Raw genomic sequence first — 21,531 nt, 5'->3', positions numbered from 1 at the left:
CCGCATCATGTCCCACCCCCTCAACGCCCAAGCGGCGCGCCTTCGCTCGTACCATGCCGAGGGCGAACTGCTGGTCCTGCCCAACGCGTGGGACGCGTGCAGCGCCGCCGTGATCGAGCGGGCGGGCGCCCGGGCCGTCGGCACAACCAGCGCCGGCGTCTCCTGGTCGCTGGGCCGCTCGGACGGACAGCGGCTGACCCGCGAGGAGATGGTCGCCGCGGTCGGTCGGATCGTCCGCGCCGTCACCATCCCGGTCACCGCCGACGTCGAGGCCGGATACGGCCCCACGCCGCGGGACGCGGCGGAAACCGTCACCGCGATCGTCGCCGAGGGCGCCGCGGGCATCAACCTGGAGGACTCGCCGGGCCTCGACGGCGCTCCCCTCCTCACCCCGGCCGCGCAAGCCGAGCGCATCGCCGCCGCCCGTGACGCGGCCGCCGCCGCGGGCGTACCCGACCTGGTGATCAACGCTCGTACCGATGTGTACATGTCCCAGGTGGGTGACCCGGACGCGCGGCCCGACCTGGTACTGGAGCGGGCCAAGGCGTATGCGGAGGCGGGCGCGGACTGCCTGTTCGTACCGCTGCTGCTGGACCCGGGGGTGCTCGCCCCGCTGGTGGCCGCGTCACCGCTGCCGATCAACGTCATGGCCTGGCCCGGCGGCCCGACCGTCGCCCGGCTGAAGGCCGCGGGCGTCCGCCGGATCAGTGTGGGCACCGCGTTCGCCCAGGCGGCTTACACCGCCGCGGACCGCGCGACACGGGAACTGCTGACCGACGGCACGTACGACACCTGCACGGACGCTCTCAACGTATTCGAGCTGAACGACTTCCCCCGTTCCAAGTGAGGACCCCGACATGGCATTGATCATGGTCAGTGGCGCGACCGGCGGCATAGGCTCCGAAGTCGTACGCCAGTTACGCAAACGCGGTGACGAGGTCATCGCGGTCGGCCGGGACGCGGAGAAGCTCAGCGGTCTCGACGCACGCCCGCTCGTCCTGGACTTCACCGATCCGGCCTCGATCGAGCCCGCCGTCCGCGCGGCGGGGGTGGAGCGGCTCGACGCCGTGGTCCACGCCGCCGGAGTGATCCACCTCGCCGGAATCGAACAGGCGACGCCCGACTCCTGGGCCCATCAGCTCGCCGTCAACCTCACCGGCCCCGCCGAACTCACCCGCACCACACTGCCGGCGCTGCGGGCGGCAGGCGGGCATGCGGTGTTCATCAACTTCTGGGCCGGCCCCACCGCCAAGCCCTACTGGGGGGCGTACGCGGCCGGCAAGTTCGGGCTGAAGGCGCTGGCCGACTCGCTGCGCGGCGAGGAGGCGGGCAACGGCGTCCGGGTCACGTCCATCTTCCCGGCGTGCGTGGCGACGCCGATGCAACAGGCCGTACGGGAGGGGTTCGGCTTCGAGTACCGGCCGGAGACCCTCAACCAGCCGGACACCGTGGCCGGACTGATCCTCACCGCACTCGACGCGCCCGCCAACACGCGGCTCAACGAGCTCTTCCTGGGGCTGGGTCCGGAGGGATACCCGCCGGGCGTCACGTTCTGACCCGGCGGAGGGATCACCGCCGGCATTCGAGGCAACCCCTGGACCGTGTTCTGGCGGAGGGCAGAGGGCAGGGGGCGTCAGCCGCCGAGGGCCAGGGCCGCCCGCCCCGCCTGGGCGGGATCGGTCCCCGGGGCCAGCGCCAGCAGCCAGCGAGGGGCGGCGCAGCGCATGGCTGTCGCGACGGCGTCGGAGACGTCGGGATTCCCCGCTGTCCTGGGAAGCAGGACGAGAACGCCGTCCAGCGGCTCGCGGGCCGCGCCCGCGGCAGCGCGTTCGGTCCAGTGGCCGGGCGGGGGGAACGTCACCGTGGCGCCGTGGGCGCCGAGCACGGCCGCGACGGCACGGGCGGGCCCGCCCTGCCCAATGACGGCTATGCGCCGACCGGCCTGCGAGGCTGACGCGGCGGGGGCCGGCAGGGGCGGCGGCAGGATGGGAATCGGCACGGCCGGAACGACAACGGACTTCCGCATCAGCGGCTACCTCCTGAGTTCTTGGATGGCCGACGCCGACCCGGGAACGCCGGACCAGGATCGGCTTCGTACGGTGCCCTCGCGCACCACCGCCAACCGGGGCGAGGCCGATGACGGCGAGTCCCCACCGGCGTCGCCGCTCGGGCGCGGCAGTCACGCGGTCACTGTCCGGCGGTGCGCTGGAGCCCGGCTGGTGTCCGCGGCTCCAGGGCGGCGCGGCTCCAGGGGCGCCGGGCTACTGACGGCGCCCAGCGCGCCGCAAAACGCTTGCCCCCGCCGCACCTACGGGGACAGGCGTGATGCGGGCCCGGCGCGGGGCGTTCCGTTCAGGCCGTCCGGGCCGCCGGGTCAGGCGCTCACTTCTGGCGCAGGGCGCCCTGGATCAGGTGCAGTCGCGGGAGCGTGCCCGGTACGGTCTCCACCTTCAGCTTCTCGATCCCGGTCTCCGCGAACAGCTTGTCGAAGCCGGTCAGGCTGTGCTTCTGACCGCCGACGTTCATCAGGAGGAAGAGGTCGAGCGTGGTGGTGATCCGCATCTCGTCGGGGTGGGCGTCCACCAGGCTGTCGATGATGATCACCCGGGCTCCGGGCGGAGCGCCGGCGGCGATGTTGCGGAGCACCGCACGGGAACTCTCGTTGGGCCAGTCCAGGAGGTTCTTCAGGATGTAGACGTCCGCCTCGACCGGCACCGACTCCAGGCAGTTGCCCGGCATGACGGTGGCCCGGGACGCGAATCGGCCGCCCTCCTTGAGGTCCTCGTGGGCGCCCGTCACGACCTGCTCGAAGTCGAAGAGCACGCCGTGCAGGTCCGGGAACCGGTCGAGCAGGGTGCGCAGCAACAGGCCCTGGCCGCCGCCGATGTCGACGACCTTGCCGACGCCGGTCAGGTCGATGGTCTGCGCGACCACGTCGGAGCTGCGGACGCTGGAGTCCGTCATGGCCCGCGCGAACAGCTGCTCGTCGTCGGGCGCGTCCTCCCGCAGATAGTCGTAGAACTCCTTGCCGAAGACTCCCGGGATGACGGACTTGCCGGTGCGGATCGCCTCCTCCAGCAGCGGCCACGCCCGCCAGGTCCACGGTGCGCCGATCCACAGCACCAGGTTACGGATGCCATCGGGCGAGTCCTCGCGCAGCGGCAGTGACGCGTCGGTGTGCGCGAAGCTGCGCTCGCCGACCTCCTCGAACACGCCGTAGGTGGTCAGGGCGCGCAGCAGTCGGTACAGCAGATGAGGGTCGAGGCCCGCCTTCTCGGCGAGCTCCTCGACCGGGACGGGCTTGTCGTCGATCATGTCGGGGATCTTCAGCCGGGTTGCCGTCTGGACGGCAGCCGCGTTCCCGGCTGCGAAGGCCAGCTCACCCAGCCTCCGGATGCCGGCGTCACCGGCCGGTTGGGAAACGGTCATGGATTCCCTCGCTATCGCTGCGGTCTCCAGGTTCTGACGGCCCTGAGATTGACCGAGGGTGCTGGTAAGCCGCTGTCGGCACGCTGGTGGCCCGATGCCTGCTCGCGACCAGTGGGCCGCGAGGCGTACCGCCCACGATGCGCATGGACGAATCCAGGACACAGGCAACACACAGAAAAGTCTTGCCGGGAGGCGGAATGCACCGAACGTTGATCGTGGCGCGGATGAAACCCGAGGACGCCGACAAGGTCGCAGAGCTGTTCCGCTGGTCGGACAGCACTGATCTGCCGCATCTGATCGGCGCGCGGCAACGCACACTCTTCCGGTTCCACGACCTGTACATGCACCTGGTGGAGGCCGACGAGAACCCCACGGAGAAGCTGTACGAGGCACGAGAGCACCCGCTCTTCAAGGAACTGCACGAACGGCTGCTCCCGTTCATCACCGCTTACGACCCGGAGTGGTCCGAACCCAAGCACGCCATGGCGCTGCCCTTCTACACCTGGCAGGCCGACTGATGTCCGCCCAGGAGACGCCCCCCGGCCGGCCGGCGTGGACGCCCCCCGGCGAGCCGGCGTGGGAGGCGGAGCTGCCGGTGGCCAAGGTTGCCGCGGCCGATGTCCCGTCGAGCCCCCGGCACGGCGGTGAGCTGCGGATCGTGCTCGGCCCGGCGACGACCGGGGTGGCCAGCGGCTTCATGGGCACCGGCCTGCTGGCGGTCGGCGAGCGGATCAGGGAGCACTACCACCCGTACTCGGACGAGTTCATGTACGTGGTGCAGGGCGGCCTGGAGGTGACGACGGGCGGCAAGGACGTCCACCGGGTGACGGCGGGCGAGGGCATTCTCATCCCGCGTATGACCAGGCACAAGATGCTCAACGACGGCACTGTGCCGACGTTCGTCGTCTTCCACTCGTGTCCGCTCGCGCCCCGGCCCGAATTGGGGCACGTCGACACGGAGGAGCCCGATGAGGAATGAACGACGCGCCGTCATCACCGGTATGGGCGTCATCGCCCCTGGCGGAGTGGGCACCCGCCATTTCTGGTCCGCGGTCACGGCGGGCCGTACGGCCACGCGCCGGATCACCCTCTTCGACCCGGAGCGGTTCCGCTGCCAGATAGCCGCGGAGTGCGACTTCGACCCGGCCTCGCTGGGCGCGACGCCGCAGGAGATACGCCGGATGGACCGGGCGGTGCAGATGGCTGTGGCCGCCACCGGGGAGGCACTCGCGGACGCGGGGGTCGGCGAGGGCGACCTGGATCCGGCTCGTACTGGCGTCACCATCGGCAACGCGGTCGGCAGCACGATGATGATGGAGGAGGAGTACGTCGTCATCAGCGACAGCGGCCGCAAGTGGCTCTGCGACGAGGAGTACGGCGTACGGCACCTGTACGGCGCGGTGATCCCGAGCACGGCCGGCGTGGAGGTCGCCCGTCGGGTCGGCGCGGAGGGCCCGACAGCGGTGGTGTCGACCGGCTGCACCTCCGGGCTCGACGCGGTCGGCCACGCCGCGCAGCTGATCGAGGAGGGCTCCGCGGACGTCGTGATCGGCGGCGCCACGGACGCTCCGATCTCGCCGATCACAGTGGCCTGTTTCGACTCGCTGAAGGCCACCTCGACCCGTAACGACGACGCCGCGCATGCCTGCCGTCCCTTCGACCGGGACCGTGACGGGCTGGTGCTGGGGGAAGGGTCCGCGGTCTTCGTGATGGAGGCCAGGGAGCGGGCCGTGCGGCGCGGAGCGAGGATCTACTGCGAGGTGGCCGGCTACGCCGGACGCGCCAACGCGTACCACATGACCGGCCTGCAGCCGGACGGCCGGGAACTGGCCGAGGCCATCGACCGGGCCATGGAACTGGCCGGCATCTCGGCCGAGGACATCGACTACGTCAACGCGCACGGATCGGGGACCCGGCAGAACGACCGGCACGAGACAGCCGCCTTCAAGCGGAGCCTGAAGGACCACGCCCGCCGCGTACCGGTCAGCTCGATCAAGTCGATGGTGGGGCACTCGCTGGGCGCGATCGGCGCGATCGAGGTGGCCGCCTCCGCACTGGCCATCGAGCACGGAGTGGTGCCGCCGACGGCGAATCTCACCACGCCCGACCCCGAATGCGATCTCGACTACGTCCCGCGCGAGGCGCGCGAGCACCCCACCGACGTGGTGCTCAGCGTCGGAAGTGGCTTCGGCGGCTTCCAGAGCGCGGTTGTACTGATCTCTCCGAGGAGCAAGCGATGATGGTGATCACCGGCCTGGGCGTGGTCGCACCCACGGGCGTGGGCCTGGACGACTACTGGGCCACCACGCTCGCGGGCAAGAGCGGCATCGACCGCATCCGCCGCTTCGACCCGTCCGGCTACACCACTCAACTCGCCGGTGAGGTCCATGACTTCGAGGCGGCCGACCGCGTCCCGTCCAGGCTGCTGGCCCAGACCGACCGGATGACGCACTTCGCGTTCGCCGGGACGGACATGGCGCTGGCGGACGCCGACGTCGACCTCGCCGACTTCCCCGAGTACGAGAGGGCCGTGGTCACGGCGAACTCCTCAGGGGGTGTCGAGTACGGCCAGCACGAACTGCAGAAGATGTGGAGCGGCGGCCCCATGCGGGTGAGCGCCTACATGTCGGTGGCCTGGTTCTACGCGGCCACCACCGGGCAGCTGTCGATCCATCACGGCCTGCGCGGCCCCTGCGGGCTGATCGCCACCGAGCAGGCCGGGGGTCTGGACGCGATCGGGCACGCCCGGCGGCAGCTGCGGCGCGGTGCCCGGCTCGCCGTGACCGGCGGCACCGACGCCCCGCTCTCTCCGGCCTGCATGGTCGCGCAGATGGCGACCGGGCTGCTCAGCCGGAGCCCGGACCCGACGGCCGCCTATCTGCCGTTCGACGACCGTGCGGCGGGCTACGTGCCGGGCGAGGGTGGCGCCATCATGATCATGGAGCGGGGCGAGGACGCTGCGCGGCGCGGTGCCGAACGGATCTACGGCGAGGTCGCCGGCTATGCGGCGACCTTCGACCCCGCCCCCGGCTCCAGTCGCGGCCCGACGCTCGGCCGGGCGATCCGCACCGCGCTCGACGACGCGCGGATCGCCCCGGGCGACGTCGATGTGGTCTTCGCGGACGGCTACGGGATACCGGAGCTGGACCGCTCGGAGGCCGAGGCGCTGACCGAGACGTTCGGCCCGCGCGGGGTGCCGGTCACCGTGCCGAAGACCGCCACCGGGCGGATGTACTCGGGCGGCGGTGCCCTCGATGTCGCGACCGCCCTGCTGGCCATGCGCGACGGCGTGGTGCCGCCCACCCCGCATGTGGAAGGGCTCGCCGCGGACTGCCCCCTGGACGTGGTCCGCGCGGAGCCGCGGGAGTTGGCACTACGTCATGCGCTGGTCTGCGCGCGCGGTGTGGGCGGCTTCAACGCGGCCGTGGTGCTGCGCGCGGCGGCCTGACGACCCCGGACGGCCTGTCTCGGGAGCACGCGTCCGCGGAAGACCCGTGGACGACCGAACCAACCCACCCAACGAGGGAGCGAACGTGAGCACATTGAGCGTGGACAAGCTGATCGAGATCACACGAGCCACCCAGGGCGAGTCCGAAGATCTGTCGAGCCTGACCGAGGAAGTCCTCGACACACCGTTCACCGACCTGAACATCGACTCGCTGGCCGTCCTGGAGGTCATCACCCAGATCCAGGACGAGTTCCAGTTGCGCATACCGGATGCCGCCATGGACGAGATGAAGACCCCCCGGCAGGTCCTCGACTACGTCAACCAGCGCCTGGAAGAGGTGGCCTGAGATGGCCGGCCGTACCGACAACTCCGTCGTCATCGGCGCCCCCATGGGACTGGTCTGGGACATGACCAACGATGTCTCCCGGTGGGCCGGGCTGTTCGCCGAGTACGCCGAGTCGGAGGTGCTCGCCGTCGAGGGCGACACGGTCCGGTTCCGGCTCACGACCCAGCCGGGTGCGGACGGGAAGCAGCACAGCTGGGTCTCCGAGCGGACTCCCGACCCCGAGAGCCGTACGGTCACCGCGCGCCGGCTCGACAATGACCTGTTCGAGTACATGAACATCCGCTGGGAGTACACCGCGGACTCGAACGGCGTCCGGATGCGCTGGATCCAGGAGTTCACCATGAAGCCGTCCGCACCCGTGGACGACTCCGGTGCCGAGGACCACCTGAACCGGCAGACGGTCAAGGAAATGGCCCGCATCAAGAAGCTGGTCGAAGAGGCCGCGCGGGCCGACGCCGACCGCGCGGACGAGCGCGGACCGGTCTTCAGGGTGCTGCTGCGCGCTGAGATCGCCGAAGGCAGGGAGAAGGAGTTCGAGGAGGCGTGGCGGCAGGTCGGCGAGGTCATCACCGGCCAGTCCGCCAACCTCGGCCAGTGGCTCATGCGCAGCCACGATGAGCCCGGTGTCTACTACATCATCAGTGACTGGACCGACGAAGAGCACTTCCGCGCGTTCGAGCGCAGTGAGGCGCATGTCGGACACCGGAGCAAGCTGCAACCGTTCCGGACGAAGGGCTCCATGGTGACCACCGACATCGTCGCCGAGATGGCGAAGGCGGGTGCGCGGTGAGCGTCGGCGCCGAGCGGGGCACGGTTCGGGTCGTCATCTACCTCCGGGTGACGGACGAGCAGGGTCCGGGCGGGGTGGAGGAGTTGGTGCGGGCGTACCACGAAGCCAGCAAGGCCTTGCAGGGTACGCCCGGTCTGCTCCGCAACGAGCTGCTCCGCGACTCCCAGGAACCGGTTCTCTTCGCTGTTCTGAGCGAGTGGGAGGACCGGCATTCGTTTCTGGAGTGGGAAGAGGGTGTCCGGCACAAGGGCCAGACGGCGCCGATCCGCAAGTTCGCCGACGCTCGGTCGGCCGGAATGTCCTTCGCCGTTTACGACGTGGTGGCGGCTTACTCGGAATGAGGAGCCCTATTCGCCGCGAGTCGAGGGCTTGGGCGACGTAGCAGGTTGTCCGGTTAATGACGTAGCGGGTCGTCCGGTTAATGATGGTCTCCGCGCAGTGGGGCGCCCTGGGCCGGCGGGGTGCCCGCTTCGGTCACGCCGGGGCGAAATGGCTGCTGGGGCGCGGCGCCGCCGCGTTCCGGAATCCCGCCTGCCGAATGGCCGGAGCTCTTCCCTCGCCCCGTCGCCCGGGCTCCGCCCTTGTTAGGGTCTCTACCCTGAGCCTGGGTAGTGGTTACGTCGCCCACGAGGCCCAGGCCCGGTCTGCTGCGCCACAGGCAAGTTCCCCTATGGAGGTATTGCCAGCGTGATGCCCGCAACGTTTGTCGTCGGAACCGGCCGGAGCGGTTCAACCGCGCTCTCCCGCATTCTGAATCTTCACCCGGACATCCTCAGCCTCAATGAACTGCTCGCGTCACTCGGCCCCTGGGCCCTGCCGGAAAACCCGCTGACCGGCGAGGAATTCTGGAAGATCCTGGTCAGCCCGCACATGATCTACACCAAGATAATGCGCAGCGGCATAATGCCACCGGAGTTCCTGTATACGCAGCGCCCCGGCCGCTATTCGGCCGAGACCGGCATCCCCGCCCTGTCCCTGATGGTGCTGCCGCACCTCACCGAAGATCCCGACGGTCTGCTGGACGAGCTGGAGCCGCGGGTGACCCAGTGGCCCAGCCGTCCTGTCGCGCGGCATTACGAGGGCCTCTTCGGTCTGCTGGGCGCCCGGCTGGGCCGGCGGGTCGCGGTGGAACGCTCCGGGTACTCCCTGCAATGGGTGCCCCGCCTGCGCAAGGCTTTCCCCTACGCCAAGTTCGTCCACCAGTTCCGGAACGGTCCGGACTGCGCGCTGTCCATGAGCCGTCATCCCGGCTACCGCACCATGTCGCTGATGCGCGAGATCCTGGAGCGGGCCGGTGTGTCCTCGCTGATGGAGCTGACTCCGAAGCACCTTGCGGAACTGCCGCCGGAGATGACCGAGTTGCTGCTCAGCGAACGGTTCGACCCCGGCCTTGTGCTCGACCGTCAGGTACCGGTGGCCAAGTTCGGCGACTTGTGGTCGCAGTGGATCACCGAGGGAGTGGAGTACCTGGCGCAGGTGCCGGACGACGCGCGTACCACTCTCGCGTACGAGGACATGGTCCGAAAACCCAGGGTCGAGCTCATTCGGCTGGCCGAGTTCATCGGTGTGGAACCCAGCGATCAGTGGCTGGAAACCAGTGAATCGCTGCTCGACTCCGGCCGGACCGGCGCCGCGCTGCGGCTGCCACCCGATCAGCTGTCCGCACTCCGGGACAGCTGCGCTCCGGGCATGCGGGCCCTGAGTTCTCCATAGAAGCGGGTAAAGGCGATTCCCCCGCCTGCTTCATGCCCTTGGACGTGAGCCGTAGATGGCAGTCCGTATGTGGTGCTGAGATGGCACGCCTCCGTGAGGAGTTTATTCCTCCGACACTCTCGCGAAATTCTCTGTGACCCGACTGTCACTAGACTAGGGTGCTTACAGTAAGGGCTCGTATTCGGATCAAGGACTCCCATTCGGTGGGCCGTAGAATCCATTACTCCGCCGGATGGGACCCACTCGCCTCGGGGAGATCATCCAGAGGTGAGCCGGGAATGAGGTTTTCGCAGCTGAGGCGATGCTCTCAGTAGGGGGGTCATGGGGATGAACCATGTAGCTGAGGTGCGGTTTCGTGTACTGGGGCCTCTGGAGGTGAACGGCGGCGAAGATCGTGAATTAACGCCGAGCGCACCAAAGTTACGTCAGTTGGTGGCGCTCCTACTGGTGTCCGAGAATCGGATCGTCGGTATACACGAGATGATGGACGAACTATGGGGAAGCCGTCCTCCCGCGAGTGCGCTTGCCACTCTCCAGTCGTACATCTACAAGATCCGGAAGAACGTTTTTGAAGTGGTCAGGGACGGCGATGTCTCGCTCCACACCAAACCGAACGGCTACCGGCTGGCTATTCCCGCCGGCGTCCTCGACGTGCACCGTTTCGACGAGCTGATCGACAGGGGCCAGAAGGCGCTTGACGGCGGAGACGCGGAGACCGCCGCCGGACTGCTCGCGGACGCCCTGGCCGTATGGCGCGGTGCCCCACTGGCGGACGTCGAGCCCGGCGGTCAGCTCGGCGTTCAGATCATCCGCTTCCAGGAACGCCGGACGCGCGCCGTGGAGCTGCGACTCGAGGCCGAACTCCAGCTCGGTCGGCACCGCGAGCTGATCAGCGAGCTGAAGACGCTGTGCTCCACCCATCCCCTCGACGAGGGCATGCACGCCAAACTGATGATCGCGCTGTACCGCTCAGGCCGTCGGCACGAAGCCCTGGAGATGTATCAGACCTTCCGCCGGGGCATGATCGACGAGCTGGGCCTGGAGCCCTCGCCCGTGCTGGCCCGACTGCATAGCGCCGTGCTCGTGGCGGAACCGGAACTGCACCTCGGGGCCGAGCCCTCGCCGGAACTGGAGCTACGTCCGGTGCGGACCGTACCGGATGGCATCGATGCGATGTCCGGGCACACCGCGGTCGGCGACGGAGCAGACGGAGAGCTGGGGGAGGTTGCCGGAGCGAGGATCGCGCCGGCGGTCGGACTACCCGCGGCCGGCCCGGCACAGCTGGTCCCGTCCGTTCCGCATCCGGCCCAACTGCCGTCCGACATCGCGGACTTCACCGGACGGAAGGAGGTGCTCGCCCTGCTGGAGAGCCGCCTCGCCGAATGCCGTGCGCAGTACGCCCCGCTGCCCGTCCTGTGGATCACCGGGACGCCGGGAGTCGGCAAGACGGCCCTGGCCACCCGCCTCGCACACCGGGTGTGCGACCGGTTCCCGGACGGTCAGTTCTACGTCGACCTGCGCGGCGACAGCGCCAATCCGGTTCACCCGCGCGCCGTGCTGCACCGCTTCCTCGCCGCACTCGGTGAGCACCGCTCCGCTCTTCCCGACGACATCGACGAGGCCGGCGAGCTGTTCCGCAGCCGCTGTGCCTCCCGTTCGCTGCTCTTCTTCCTCGACTGCGCAGCGACCACCGCCCAGGTCAAGTCGCTGCTGCCGGGCAGCGGCGACTGCGCGGTCATCGTCACCAGCCTCGCGCACGGACTGGCCGGCTCCGAGCTGGTACTCCTCAACCCGCTGCCCGAGGACGAGGCATACCAGCTCCTCACCTCGATCATCGGACTGCGACGGGCGTGGGAGGACCCGCCCGCAGTCGACCGGATCGTCAAGCTCTGCGGGGGACTTCCGCTCACGCTGCGCGCGGTCGGCACCCGGCTCTGGCGACTACCGGGCTGGCCACTCGGCCAGTTCGCCGAGCGGCTCGCCGACCCCCGCCGCCGCCTTGACGAGTCCAGCCTCCCCGGTCTCGACCTCCGCGCCTCCTACGACGCCGGGTTCCGGCAGCTGGACGAGTGGGAGCGGCTGGCCATGCAGCTGTTCGCGATGCGCGCCGGTGGTCCGTTCACCGCGGAGGACGCCGCCGCACAGCTCGGCTGCGACCTGGTGAGCGCCGAGAGCGTGCTCGCCCGGCTCGCCGAGCGCCATCTGCTCCAGGCGACCGGCACCAAGGACGGCCCGTTGGGCTACGACGTCCATGAACTCGTCAGGGCCTACGCGCTGCAACGGCTGGCCGGGAACTGACAACAGCCCGTCGAGCCACTGCCGGAACACCCAACGCGGAATCGGATGTGCGGAACGCGGCCGTGTCGCACCGGGAACGTCCGCCGGTGCGCCACGGCCGCGGGGCGTCAGATCCCCCCGTCCACGTTGATCGTCTGACCGGTCATATAAGAGGACAGATCGCTCGCGAGGAAGAGCGCGGCGCCGGCGATCTCCTCCGTCTCACCGAGCCGCCCGAGCGCCGTCATCGCGCTGTAGCGGGCCATCAGTTGGGCGCGCCGCTCAGCCGGGATCGCCTTGGTGTCGTCGCTGTCGATCACTCCGGGTGCGATCACGTTGACCCGCACCCCGCGCGCGCCCAGCTCCATCGCCGCCGAGCGGGCGAATCCTTCCAGTCCCGCTTTCGCCGCCGTGTAGTGGCTGCGCAGGGGAATGCCGCGGGCCGCGGCCCGCGAGCCGATGAGTATGACGGAGGACCGCTCCCCGTACAGCGGCAGGGTCTTCTGCAACACCGTGAAGGCTGCGGTCAGGCTGGTGTCCAGCACCCGGTGCCATTCCGCCAACTCCAGCTCCGGCAGTGGGATATGGCTGATCACGCCGGCGTTGTGCACGACGACGTCCAGCGACCCGTATCGGGTCCTCGCCTCCTCCACCAGCCGGTCGACGTCGGCCGGGTCGTTGACATCGGCCCGGAGCAGATGGTGGTCGCCGTCGGTCTCCTTCAGCTCGGCGGCCAACTGGTCGGCCTGCGCACTGGGGTTCTGGTGGCAGGCCAGGACGCTGGCGCCCGACTGGGCGAGGGCGAGCGCGATGGCCCGCCCTATGCCACGACTGCCGCCCGTGACGAGCGCGTGCTTGCCGGTGAGGGTCGGATTCATACGGGCCGCTCCAAGTTCGGGTGTGAGCCGGGATGGTTACTGTCGGATCCTCCCGGCACCCGCTGGTCAGGGGCTGGGGGCAGGGCACCAGCGGGCCGCCACCGCAAACCACGGCGGACGGCGCCTCCGCGAGCACCCTCCTAGGGGAGCAGGACGACCTGCCCGGCGTGCACCAGTCCGGAGCCGAATCCGAGGAGCAGTGCCGCGTCCCCGGACCGGGCCTCGCCCGAGGCGAGCATGCGCTCCATCGCCATCGGGATCGAGGCGCCGGAGGTGTTGCCGCTGTCGGTGATGTCCCGGGCGACGGCCGCGCCGGGGGGCAGTCCGATGTCCTTGACCAGCGCGTCGGTGATGAGCCGGTTCGCCTGGTGCGGGATGAAGGCGGACAGCTCGACGGGGGTGAGCCCAGCCCGTTCGACGGCGTCGCGCGCCGCCTGGCCCATGGTCTCGGTGGCCCACCTGAAGACCTTCCAGCCCGTCATGCACAGATGAGGCCAGGGTAGTTCGGCGTTCTCGCGGAGCCCGGGTGTCCAGTGGCCGGTCATGGTGATGGCATCCATCCGCTCGCCGTCGGCGCCCCAGGCCACCGGGCCGATGCCCGGCGTCTCGGACGGGCCGATGACAACGGCGCCCGCGCCGTCCGCGAAGAGGAAGGCGGTGGCCGGGTCGTCCGGGTCCACCACATCCGTCATCCGATCCGCCCCGACCATCAGGACGGTGCGGGCCGCGCCCGAACGGACCATGCTGTCCGCGATAGCGACGCCGTGGCAGAACCCGGCGCAGGCCGCCGACAGGTCGAATGCCGCGGCCCGGTCCGCGCCGAGCCGGTGCGCCACGTCCACCGCGAGCGCGGGCATCTGAAGGAGATGGCTGATCGTCGCGACCAGGACGCAGTCCACCTCGGCGGCGGACAGGCCCGCCGCGGCCAGAGCCTTCTCCGATGCCGTGGCGGCCATCGCCGCCAGCGGCTCGTCCGGTCCGGCGAACCGCCGGGTGCGGATGCCCGACCGGCGCGCGATCCACTCGGGTGCCACCCCGATCCGGGGGGCTATCTCCTCGTTGGTGACGACGCGCGCGGGCCGGTACGCTCCGACGCCGCGGATACGGCTGCCACCGACGGGAGCCGACTGCGACAACGACAACTGAGACATCTGCGCTCCTCCAGTACGGATCCACCTGCGACGTGATGCTCGCAGTGCCGAATCGCAGCCCGATGGCACGCCGGGACGGCCGTCACCAGCAGCGGAACGAGCCGTCCACCACCGATCCCCCAGCGGGCGCTGCCGCTGGGGGACCAATGCGGTGGGACCGGCACGCCGTCAGTTCGCCCGCACGTCGGTGGCCTTCGTCGGCTCGGCAGGCGGCGGCGGGGGAGGCGGCGGATCCGTCGGTTCGACCGCCAGGTGCGGCAGCCGCTTGTCGAGCCAGCCGGGCAGCCACCAGTTGGCGGTGCCCAGCACACGCATGACGGCGGGCACCAGCACGGTGCGGATGATGAACGCGTCCAGCGCCACCGCCGCCGCCAGGCCCACTCCGAACTCGGAGATGATCCGCTCCTCGCGGAACACGAACGCGGAGAACACGAAGATCATGATGAGCGCCGCCGCGTTGATGACCCGGCTGGTATGGGTCAGGCCGACGGTCACCGCCTTGCGGTTGTCGCGGGAGTTCACCCACTCCTCGTGCATCCGGCTCACCAGGAACACCTGGTAGTCCATCGACAGTCCGAACAGCACCGCCAGCATGACCGTCGGCAGGAACGCCTCGACCGGCCCCGCCCCGCCGACCCCGAGGGGCTCCGACAGCCAGCCCCACTGGAAGAGCGCCACCAGCACACCGAACGAGGCCGCCGCGGCGAGCAGGTTCATCACCGCGGCCGTCAGCGGGATCATCAGACTGCGGAAGGCCACGAGCAGCAGCAGGAAGCCGAGCGCCACCACGATCAGCACGAACCACGGCAGCTTCCCCAGCATGACGGTGGCGAAGTCGTCGAACGTCGCGGTCTGGCCACCGACGTACACGTTCATCGTGGTGCGGTGCTCGGCGGCCGGGATCGTCGTATCGCGCAGCCGTGAGATGAGATCGGAGGTCGCCTCGTCCTGCGGGGCGGTCCTCGGGATCACCTGCACCACGGCCGTCGTGGCGCCCGGCCGTGAGGGCAGCGATACCACCGAGGCCACGTCCGGGTCGTTCCGTACGGTGTCGGCGAGTTGCCGTAGGGCCACCGTGTCGCCCCCGCCACCGACTGCGGCGACCAGTTGCAGTGGCCCGTTGAAGCCCGGTCCGAAGCCCTCCGCCAGCATGTCGTACGCCTGGCGGGTGGTGTTCGACTCGGGACGGTTGCCCTGGTCGGAGATGCCGAGCCGGAGCGAGAAGAACGGGATCGTCAGGGTGGCGAGCACAATCGCCGCGGCGGTCAGCAGCCTGCCCGGACGGCGCTGGACGAACGCCGCCCAGCGCACCGCCAGTCCGCGCGGCTCCTCCTCCCCCGAGCCCGCCGCGGCCAGCCGCCGCCGCTCGCGGCGGCTGAGCACCCGCCGGCCGAACAGGCCGATCAGCGCCGGCATGAACGTCACCGACGCGGCCATGGTGAGCACCACCATCGAGGTGGTGGCGATCGCGACGCCGGTGAGGAACTCCAGCCGCAGCGCAAGCAGTCCGAGCAGCGCGATGCAGACCGTACCGCCGGCGAAGAGCACCGCGCGACCGGAGGTGTCAAGTGCCCGGACGGCGGCCTCTTCCGGGTCGAGGCCCGCCTTCAGCCCCTGCCGGTGGCGGGTGATGATGAACAGCGCATAGTCGATCCCGACGCCGAGGCCGATCAGCGTCGACAGGGTGGCGGCCAGTTCCGGTACATCAGCGCCGTGCGACAGGAGCTTGATCGCCATCACGCCGGTGCCGACGCTGAACAGCGCGCTGATCAGCGGCAGCGCCATCGCGAGCAGCGATCCGAAGGCGAGATAGAGCACGACCGCGGCGGCCGCGAGGCCCATGAACTCGGCGATGTTGCCGGCCTGCCCCTCCTCGGTCTTCTCCGCGACGGGCCCCGAGACCTCGACCCGCACCCCGTCGGTACGGGCCGTGGCCGCGGTGTCGACGATGCGCTCGGCCTCGTCCACCGACAGTTCCTGGGCCGTCTTGTGGTAAGTGATCCTGGCGTAGGCCGTACGGCCGTCCCGGCTGATCTGGGTGGCGCCCGCCGCGGAGTACGGGCTGGTCACCGTCCCCACCGTGGCGAGTCGGCCGATCTTGCCGAGTGACGCGGCCAGTCGCTCGCGTACCGCGGTGTCCCGGACGGTTCCGCCGGCCACCTGCCAGACGACGGTGTCCATGTCGCCGGCGCTCTCCGGGAAAGCGGACTTGACGAGGTCCTGCGCCTTCTCCGACTCGGTACCGGGGACGGAGAACACGTTCGCGTAAGCGGCGCCCGCTCCCTGGCCGGCCACACTGAGGCCGCCTAACGCCAGCAGCCACATCAGCAGGACCAAGAGGCGATGCCGGAAGCACCAGCGAGCCAGCGTGGCCATGTCACTCCTATAATTAATCGTCCGGTCGATTAATACGTGCGAAGGTAGCATGCCGACGCAGAGCCCAGGTGACGGCACGACACCTCCTCAGCCGCAGAACGGGAGTGGGAAGAGCGATGGCCCGGACCGCCGGAAGTACCGCCGGAGTCACCCGGCAGCGGATCCTCGACGCCGCGAACGTGCTGTTCGCGGAGCAGGGCTACGCCGGAACCTCGATGCGCGACATCGCCCGGCACCTGGGAATGACCAGCGCGGCCCTCTACTACCACTTCCCGGCCAAGGAGGAGCTGCTCTCGGCTCTGGTGGGCCCGGTGATGGACGCCCTGGACCGGTTCGCCGAGCAGGCCGACGGAGCCGAGCTCGACCAGGAGAAGCTGGTCCGCGGCATCATCGCGGCCCTGGACGACAGTGGCCGCACCCTGCAGGCCATCGCGGCCGAGCCCACTGCGCTGCGTGTCCTGGTCGACCGCCACGACCTGGGTCGGCGGCTGGCCCGGCTGGAGCGGCTGATCGCCGGTACCGACGACCCGACGGCGATGCTGCGCTCCCGCTGCGCGCTCGGCGCGGTCCGGATGGGCATCATGTCCACGCACGCGAGGCGGCGGCGTTCCGGCGTCGCGGCCGACGCGGCTTCGGAGCCGGGCCCGACGCCGCCCCCGCCCCGACTCTCCGACATCGAGCGCGAGCTGCTCGTGTCGATCGCGCTGGCGGTGCTGAACACACCCGTGCCGAGCGGCCTTGAAGCCCTGTGACCCGGTTCGGGGAGCCGTCGTGACCGCCTGTTAGCGGCCTGACGGGTATCTTTACCGCCGCACAGTGGCCGACCAGGGACTTTGCCATTGCCCTGGGCGTGATCGGCGGGGACTCACCGCTGCGTACGAATCCTCCGCGGAGCCTCCGGGAACGCGGGTCAGGCCCCGAGTCGTGTCGAGCGGGACGGGCAGCGTGGACGGGACCCGATTACCGCCGCGGCCCCGTCTTCGGCAGGATGGGTGCCATGACCGAGATCCGCACCCCCCGCCTCATCCTCCGCCGCTGGCATGACGACGACATCGCCCCTATGGCGGACATCAACGCGGACCCGCAGGTCATGCGCTGGATCGGCGATGGCTCGGTACGCGACCTGGACCATACGGCGGCGGCCATCGAACGGTGGGAGGAGGAGTGGGACGACGAGGGCTTCGGCCTCTTCGCCGTCGAACTGCTGGCCTCAGGCGAACTGGCCGGTTTCGCGGGTCTGTCCGTGCCCGATTTCCTGCCGGAGGTGCTGCCCGCCGTGGAGATCAGCTGGCGGCTCGGGTGGCAGTTCTGGGGCCAGGGATACGCGTCGGAAGCCGCCCACGCCACGCTGGAGTTCGCGCTCCAGGATCGCGGTCTCGACCGCGTCATCAGCATCGACCGGGCGGGTAACGACGCGTCCCAGAACGTGGCACGCAAGCTCGGCATGGTGCCTGAGCGCGAAATGACGCACCCGGCGTACGGCTTCCCGCTGAGCGTTCACACCATCGATCTCACCGAGTTCGCCGGATAAACCTACCGACCCACCACGGCCACCCCTCGTCCTGGCGCCAAACCGGCCTCCGCGAGGGCCGAGGGCTGGCCCTGCTGGTTCGCTGACACACACAGCGGGTGGGGCTACGTCGACATGGTGAAGGGCTTGCGCAGGTGCTCCCGGGTGGCGGGCTCCGCAGCCGTGGTCGTGGAGGCTCCGGATATGACCTCCCGGAAGTCCGGGGCCCGGAACGGATTCCTCGCGGGACGCGGCGATTCCGTCGTGGCGTGTTGGGGCGCCGGTTCCGGGACGGAGAATGGCGAGCTCGTGCTGATGAGAGGTCTCCCTTTCGTGGTGGCTGTTGAGCGCGGTTGACCTGCAGAAATAGGTCGTCCGATGTCGGGAGGAGGGCGATCACCCACTCCGCCTCGACCGAACACCGCAGCCTTACAGTACGGTCATCTTGGTGTACGGACTCGTGATCCGTACCCGCCGAGAACCGAAGTCGACGAGCACCGCGATCCCCTCCTCGATCCCGATGACCCGGCCGAGGCCGTACACATCGTGCGTAACCCGGTCCGCTACGACGAAATGCTTCGCAGGTGGCGGTTCCTGCGTCTTGAAGGGGCTGGCGGGCAGACAGCGCTTGGTCACAGCTGGTTTTGTCATTGTCGTCAGTATGCGCCAACCGGACCGTCCTCTGCGGCCCGGTCCGGGCCCGCGCCTCGCAGAAGGCGGGGTTCGGGGCGCCGCCGCCCGGCGGATGGGCGGAGCGCGTCTCATAGCTGGAACTCCCGGTGACACCAGGTGAACAGTGCTCGTGCGTCCTTGAGCCACCCTTCGGCCAGGGCGTGGAACTCGGGCTGTGCCAGTACGCAGCTGAGCGGGAGTGTGCAGATGCCGACGAAGTAGGGGTGCTGGGGCGCTCGGGGCGTCGCAGCCGGGTGTTCTGAGCGGCCTGTCCGACCACCGTCGACAGCGTTGAGGGTGAGGTCCACCGCCACCTCGCCGACGCAAGCCGAGGCGGGTCCCGCGGAAGGGCACACGGTGCCGACGCTTTTGCCGCCGGGGACGAGCGTGTACCTCCCGCGCCACCCGGGGGACCTCCAGGAAAGACTCTCCGAACCCCACGCGAACCCTCGCGGACATCTACTGCCGGAGGGTTACGTTCCGGTGGTGCCCTTGGCTAGAAGAGAGCGGTGAGCATCTCCCGAAGAAAAATTCTGACCGGGGCCGCGGCGGCCACCGCCCTCGGCTCCCTCGCCACCGACCGCCTGGCCTCCGCAGGACAGGCCCCCGCCGACCTCCCCGCTCCGGAACAGTCCGGTATCGACCACGTCGTGGTCGTGATGATGGAGAACCGCTCCTTCGACCACTACCTGGGCTGGCTGCCCGGCGCGGACGGCAAGCAGGCCGGCCTGACCTATGCCGACCGCTACGGCGTCGCCCGCTCCACGCACCACCTGCAGACCACCCAGGGCTGCGGCAACGCCGACCCCGACCACAGCTTCGAGGGCGGCCGGATCGAGTACAACAACGGGAAGTGCGACGGGTGGCTGCGCGCGGGCAGCAACGACGAGTTCGCGATCGGCTACTACCTGCCGGAGGACCTCGCCTTCTATGCGAAGGCCGCGCCCTCCTGGACGGTCTGTGACCGTTACTTCTCGGCGATCATGGCGGAAACCTACCCGAACCGCTTCTACCAGCACTCCGCGCAGACCGACCGGATCCACAACTCCACGGCCACGGCCACCATCCCGACCGTTTGGGACCGGCTCGCCGACGCCGGGCTGCGCGGCCGGTACTACTACCACGACGTGCCGTTCACCGCCCTGTGGGGCACGAAGTACCTCGGCATCTCGCACCCGTACGGAGAGTTCGTCACCGACTGCGCGAGCGGCAATCTGCCCGAGGTCTCCTTCGTGGACCCGAAGTTCCTCGACGAGGACAGCGGCACCTCCGCCGACGACCACCCGCACGCCGATATCCGCGCCGGCCAGTACTTCCTCAGCCAGGTCTACAAGGCGGTCACCACCAGCCCCGCCTGGGAGCGGACCCTGCTGGTGATCAATTACGACGAGTGGGGCGGCTTCTTCGACCACGTCCCGCCCACTACCGCCCCCGACGCCCATCCCGACTGGGGTCTGCGCGGCTTCCGGGTGCCGTGCATGGTCATCTCCCCGCGCGCCCGGCGCGGCCACGTCGCGCACGGCGTCTACGACCACGCCTCCGTCCTCAAAGCGATCCAGTGGCGCTGGAACCTACCGGCGCTCACCCCCCGCGACTCCGCCGCGAACAACCTCGCCGAGGTTCTCGACTTCACCAACCCGCCGAACCTCACCGCGCCCCAGTGGCCTGTGGCGCCCTTCACCGGCCTGCCGTGCCCGCCCGGCGCGCTCGCCGACTTCGAGCAGTGGACCGCACTGCGCGACATGGCCATATCCCACGGATGGAAGCTCCCGTCAGCATGAAGCACCGACTCACCCGCGGCAGGCTCCGCCTGCTGGGCCTCCTCGCCGGTTTCTCCGCCCTCGTGGCGGCCGCGGGCGGCGCGACGCTCGCGCAGCGGGCCGGGGCCTCCCCCACCACGCCTCCCAAGGCCGGCCACGTCTTCGTCATCAACCTGGAGAACAAGGGGTACGACGAGACCTGGGGGCCGGACTCCAAGGCGCCGTACCTCAGTCGGACACTGCGCGCGCAGGGCGTGCTGCTGTCGCAGTACTACGGCATCGGCCACAACAGCCTGGGCAACTACCTCGCGCAGATCTCCGGCCAGGGCCCCAACGCCGACACGCAGTCCGACTGCCAGACCTTCGCGCCCTTCGTCCAGACGGGCACCGTCGCCCCGCAGCAGGCCGTCGGCCAGGGCTGCGTCTACCCGAGCGGCGTCAAGACTCTCGCCGACCAGCTGACCGCCGCCGGGCACAGCTGGAAGGGTTACATGGAAGACATGGTCACCCCGTGCCGTCACCCACAGGTCGGCGCGGTGGACGACACGCAGAAGGCCAAGGTCGGCGACCAGTACGCGACCCGGCACAACCCCTTCATGTACTTCCACTCGATCATCGACCGGGCGGACGCCTGCGCACAGCACGTGGTCGACCTCTCGGCGCTCACCACCGACCTGAAGACCACCGCCACCACCCCCGAGCTGAACTACATCACGCCCAACCTGTGCAACGACGGCCACGACGCACCCTGCGTGGACGGCCGACCCGGCGGCCTGGTCTCCGCCGACGCGTGGCTGCAGAAGTGGGTTCCCCTGATCACTTCCTCCCCCGCCTTCAAGGAGGACGGGATGCTGGTGATCACCTTCGACGAGTCGGACGGTCCGCAGGAGGACGCGAGCGCCTGCTGCGGCGAGGGCCCCGCCCCGAACGCCGCGCTGCCCGGCATCACCGGCCTCGGTGGCGGCCGAACGGGCGCTCTCGTGCTCTCGCCCCATACGAAGCCGGGCACCTGGAGCAGCACGCCGTACAACCACTACTCGCTGCTGGCCAGCATCGAGGACCAGTTCGGCCTGCCGTACCTGGGCTACTCCGGCCGGCAGGGCCTGAACCACTTCGGCACCGATGTGTTCAACGCGGGCATGTGAAGTGCCCGTTCATACCCCCCGGCGAGAGGAAAGGCC

21 protein-coding genes and 1 pseudogene are annotated in these 21,531 nt (G+C 69.8%); 16 read left to right on the top strand and 6 right to left on the bottom strand.

From position 1 onward, the window contains the following. The first annotated feature begins 7 nt into the window (after positions 1-7). A complete protein-coding gene (locus tag ABZS71_RS13350; RefSeq protein ID WP_355853244.1) occupies positions 8-847 on the top strand; it encodes an isocitrate lyase/phosphoenolpyruvate mutase family protein in 840 nt (279 codons plus the stop codon). A 10-nt stretch (positions 848-857) separates the two neighbouring features. Next, a complete protein-coding gene (locus ABZS71_RS13345; protein WP_355853241.1) occupies positions 858-1,556 on the top strand; it encodes an SDR family oxidoreductase in 699 nt (232 codons plus the stop codon). 77 nt (positions 1,557-1,633) lie between these two features. Here the strand turns inward: ABZS71_RS13345 and ABZS71_RS13340 are convergent, their stop codons facing one another. Then, on the bottom strand, positions 1,634-2,026 hold the full coding sequence (locus ABZS71_RS13340) for a hypothetical protein (RefSeq protein WP_356209633.1): 393 nt from the start codon (positions 2,024-2,026) through the stop codon (positions 1,634-1,636). Between the two features lie 356 nt (positions 2,027-2,382). Then, complete coding sequence (locus ABZS71_RS13335; protein ID WP_355853235.1) at positions 2,383-3,429, bottom strand: methyltransferase; 1,047 nt, start codon at positions 3,427-3,429, stop codon at positions 2,383-2,385. Between the two features lie 197 nt (positions 3,430-3,626). On the opposite strand from ABZS71_RS13335, the gene ABZS71_RS13330 reads away from it, so the two are divergent. The 10 genes and pseudogenes from ABZS71_RS13330 to ABZS71_RS13285 all read left to right on the top strand — a co-directional run bounded on the left by ABZS71_RS13330 (position 3,627) and on the right by ABZS71_RS13285 (position 12,024). Next, positions 3,627-3,947, top strand: coding sequence for a TcmI family type II polyketide cyclase (locus ABZS71_RS13330; protein ID WP_355853232.1), 321 nt, complete (start codon positions 3,627-3,629; stop codon positions 3,945-3,947). Next, positions 3,947-4,408 carry a cupin domain-containing protein gene (locus ABZS71_RS13325; protein ID WP_355853229.1) on the top strand — a complete coding sequence of 154 codons (462 nt, stop codon included), beginning with the start codon at positions 3,947-3,949 and terminating at the stop codon, positions 4,406-4,408. The genes ABZS71_RS13330 and ABZS71_RS13325 overlap by 1 nt, the downstream gene beginning before the upstream one ends. Beyond that, on the top strand, positions 4,398-5,669 hold the full coding sequence (locus ABZS71_RS13320) for a beta-ketoacyl-[acyl-carrier-protein] synthase family protein (RefSeq protein ID WP_355853226.1): 1,272 nt from the start codon (positions 4,398-4,400) through the stop codon (positions 5,667-5,669). The genes ABZS71_RS13325 and ABZS71_RS13320 overlap by 11 nt, the downstream gene beginning before the upstream one ends. Next, positions 5,666-6,877 (top strand): ketosynthase chain-length factor, encoded by a 1,212-nt coding sequence (locus tag ABZS71_RS13315; RefSeq protein ID WP_356209630.1) that lies wholly within the window; start codon positions 5,666-5,668, stop codon positions 6,875-6,877. The genes ABZS71_RS13320 and ABZS71_RS13315 overlap by 4 nt, the downstream gene beginning before the upstream one ends. An 85-nt stretch (positions 6,878-6,962) precedes the next feature. After that, positions 6,963-7,223 (top strand): phosphopantetheine-binding protein, encoded by a 261-nt coding sequence (locus ABZS71_RS13310; protein WP_355853220.1) that lies wholly within the window; start codon positions 6,963-6,965, stop codon positions 7,221-7,223. 1 nt (position 7,224) lies between these two features. Beyond that, a pseudogene (locus ABZS71_RS13305) lies at positions 7,225-7,668 on the top strand (SRPBCC family protein); the annotation flags it as partial. Between the two features lie 45 nt (positions 7,669-7,713). Next, complete coding sequence (locus tag ABZS71_RS13300) at positions 7,714-8,013, top strand: antibiotic biosynthesis monooxygenase family protein (RefSeq protein WP_355853294.1); 300 nt, start codon at positions 7,714-7,716, stop codon at positions 8,011-8,013. Then, the gene (locus tag ABZS71_RS13295) at positions 8,010-8,354 is read left to right on the top strand and encodes an antibiotic biosynthesis monooxygenase family protein (RefSeq protein WP_356209627.1); all 345 of its coding nucleotides are present in this window, start codon (positions 8,010-8,012) and stop codon (positions 8,352-8,354) included. Before ABZS71_RS13300 ends, ABZS71_RS13295 begins: the two co-directional genes overlap by 4 nt. Positions 8,355-8,703: 349 nt before the next feature. Next, on the top strand, positions 8,704-9,726 hold the full coding sequence (locus ABZS71_RS13290) for a sulfotransferase (RefSeq protein WP_356209625.1): 1,023 nt from the start codon (positions 8,704-8,706) through the stop codon (positions 9,724-9,726). Between the two features lie 447 nt (positions 9,727-10,173). Next, a complete protein-coding gene (locus ABZS71_RS13285) occupies positions 10,174-12,024 on the top strand; it encodes a BTAD domain-containing putative transcriptional regulator (RefSeq protein WP_356209622.1) in 1,851 nt (616 codons plus the stop codon). A gap of 107 nt (positions 12,025-12,131) precedes the next feature. Here the strand turns inward: ABZS71_RS13285 and ABZS71_RS13280 are convergent, their stop codons facing one another. The 3 genes from ABZS71_RS13280 to ABZS71_RS13270 all read right to left on the bottom strand — a co-directional run bounded on the left by ABZS71_RS13280 (position 12,132) and on the right by ABZS71_RS13270 (position 16,408). Beyond that, on the bottom strand, positions 12,132-12,881 hold the full coding sequence (locus tag ABZS71_RS13280) for an SDR family NAD(P)-dependent oxidoreductase (RefSeq protein ID WP_355853208.1): 750 nt from the start codon (positions 12,879-12,881) through the stop codon (positions 12,132-12,134). Positions 12,882-13,021: 140 nt separating this feature from the next. Then, positions 13,022-14,032, bottom strand: coding sequence for a beta-ketoacyl-ACP synthase 3 (locus ABZS71_RS13275; RefSeq protein ID WP_356209619.1), 1,011 nt, complete (start codon positions 14,030-14,032; stop codon positions 13,022-13,024). A gap of 168 nt (positions 14,033-14,200) precedes the next feature. Then, entirely contained in the window at positions 14,201-16,408 is a 2,208-nt protein-coding gene (locus tag ABZS71_RS13270) for an MMPL family transporter (protein WP_356209616.1), read from the bottom strand. A 116-nt stretch (positions 16,409-16,524) separates the two neighbouring features. On the opposite strand from ABZS71_RS13270, the gene ABZS71_RS13265 reads away from it, so the two are divergent. Then, the gene (locus ABZS71_RS13265) at positions 16,525-17,160 is read left to right on the top strand and encodes a TetR/AcrR family transcriptional regulator (RefSeq protein ID WP_356209614.1); all 636 of its coding nucleotides are present in this window, start codon (positions 16,525-16,527) and stop codon (positions 17,158-17,160) included. Between the two features lie 245 nt (positions 17,161-17,405). Beyond that, a complete protein-coding gene (locus ABZS71_RS13260) occupies positions 17,406-17,939 on the top strand; it encodes a GNAT family N-acetyltransferase (protein WP_356209613.1) in 534 nt (177 codons plus the stop codon). A 408-nt stretch (positions 17,940-18,347) separates the two neighbouring features. Here the strand turns inward: ABZS71_RS13260 and ABZS71_RS13255 are convergent, their stop codons facing one another. Beyond that, positions 18,348-18,569, bottom strand: coding sequence for a hypothetical protein (locus ABZS71_RS13255; protein ID WP_355853193.1), 222 nt, complete (start codon positions 18,567-18,569; stop codon positions 18,348-18,350). A gap of 530 nt (positions 18,570-19,099) precedes the next feature. On the opposite strand from ABZS71_RS13255, the gene ABZS71_RS13250 reads away from it, so the two are divergent. Then, positions 19,100-20,371 (top strand): alkaline phosphatase family protein, encoded by a 1,272-nt coding sequence (locus ABZS71_RS13250; RefSeq protein ID WP_356209611.1) that lies wholly within the window; start codon positions 19,100-19,102, stop codon positions 20,369-20,371. Beyond that, positions 20,368-21,495, top strand: a complete 1,128-nt coding sequence (locus ABZS71_RS13245) for an alkaline phosphatase family protein (protein WP_356209610.1) — start codon at positions 20,368-20,370, stop codon at positions 21,493-21,495. Before ABZS71_RS13250 ends, ABZS71_RS13245 begins: the two co-directional genes overlap by 4 nt. The last annotated feature ends 36 nt before the right edge of the window (positions 21,496-21,531 follow it).

Source organism: Streptomyces sp. NPDC005393, assembly GCF_040606675.1.
Lineage (GTDB): Bacteria > Actinomycetota > Actinomycetes > Streptomycetales > Streptomycetaceae > Streptomyces.
Note: the sequence above shows the minus strand (reverse complement) of the source record. Positions and strands in the feature narration are given on the sequence as shown.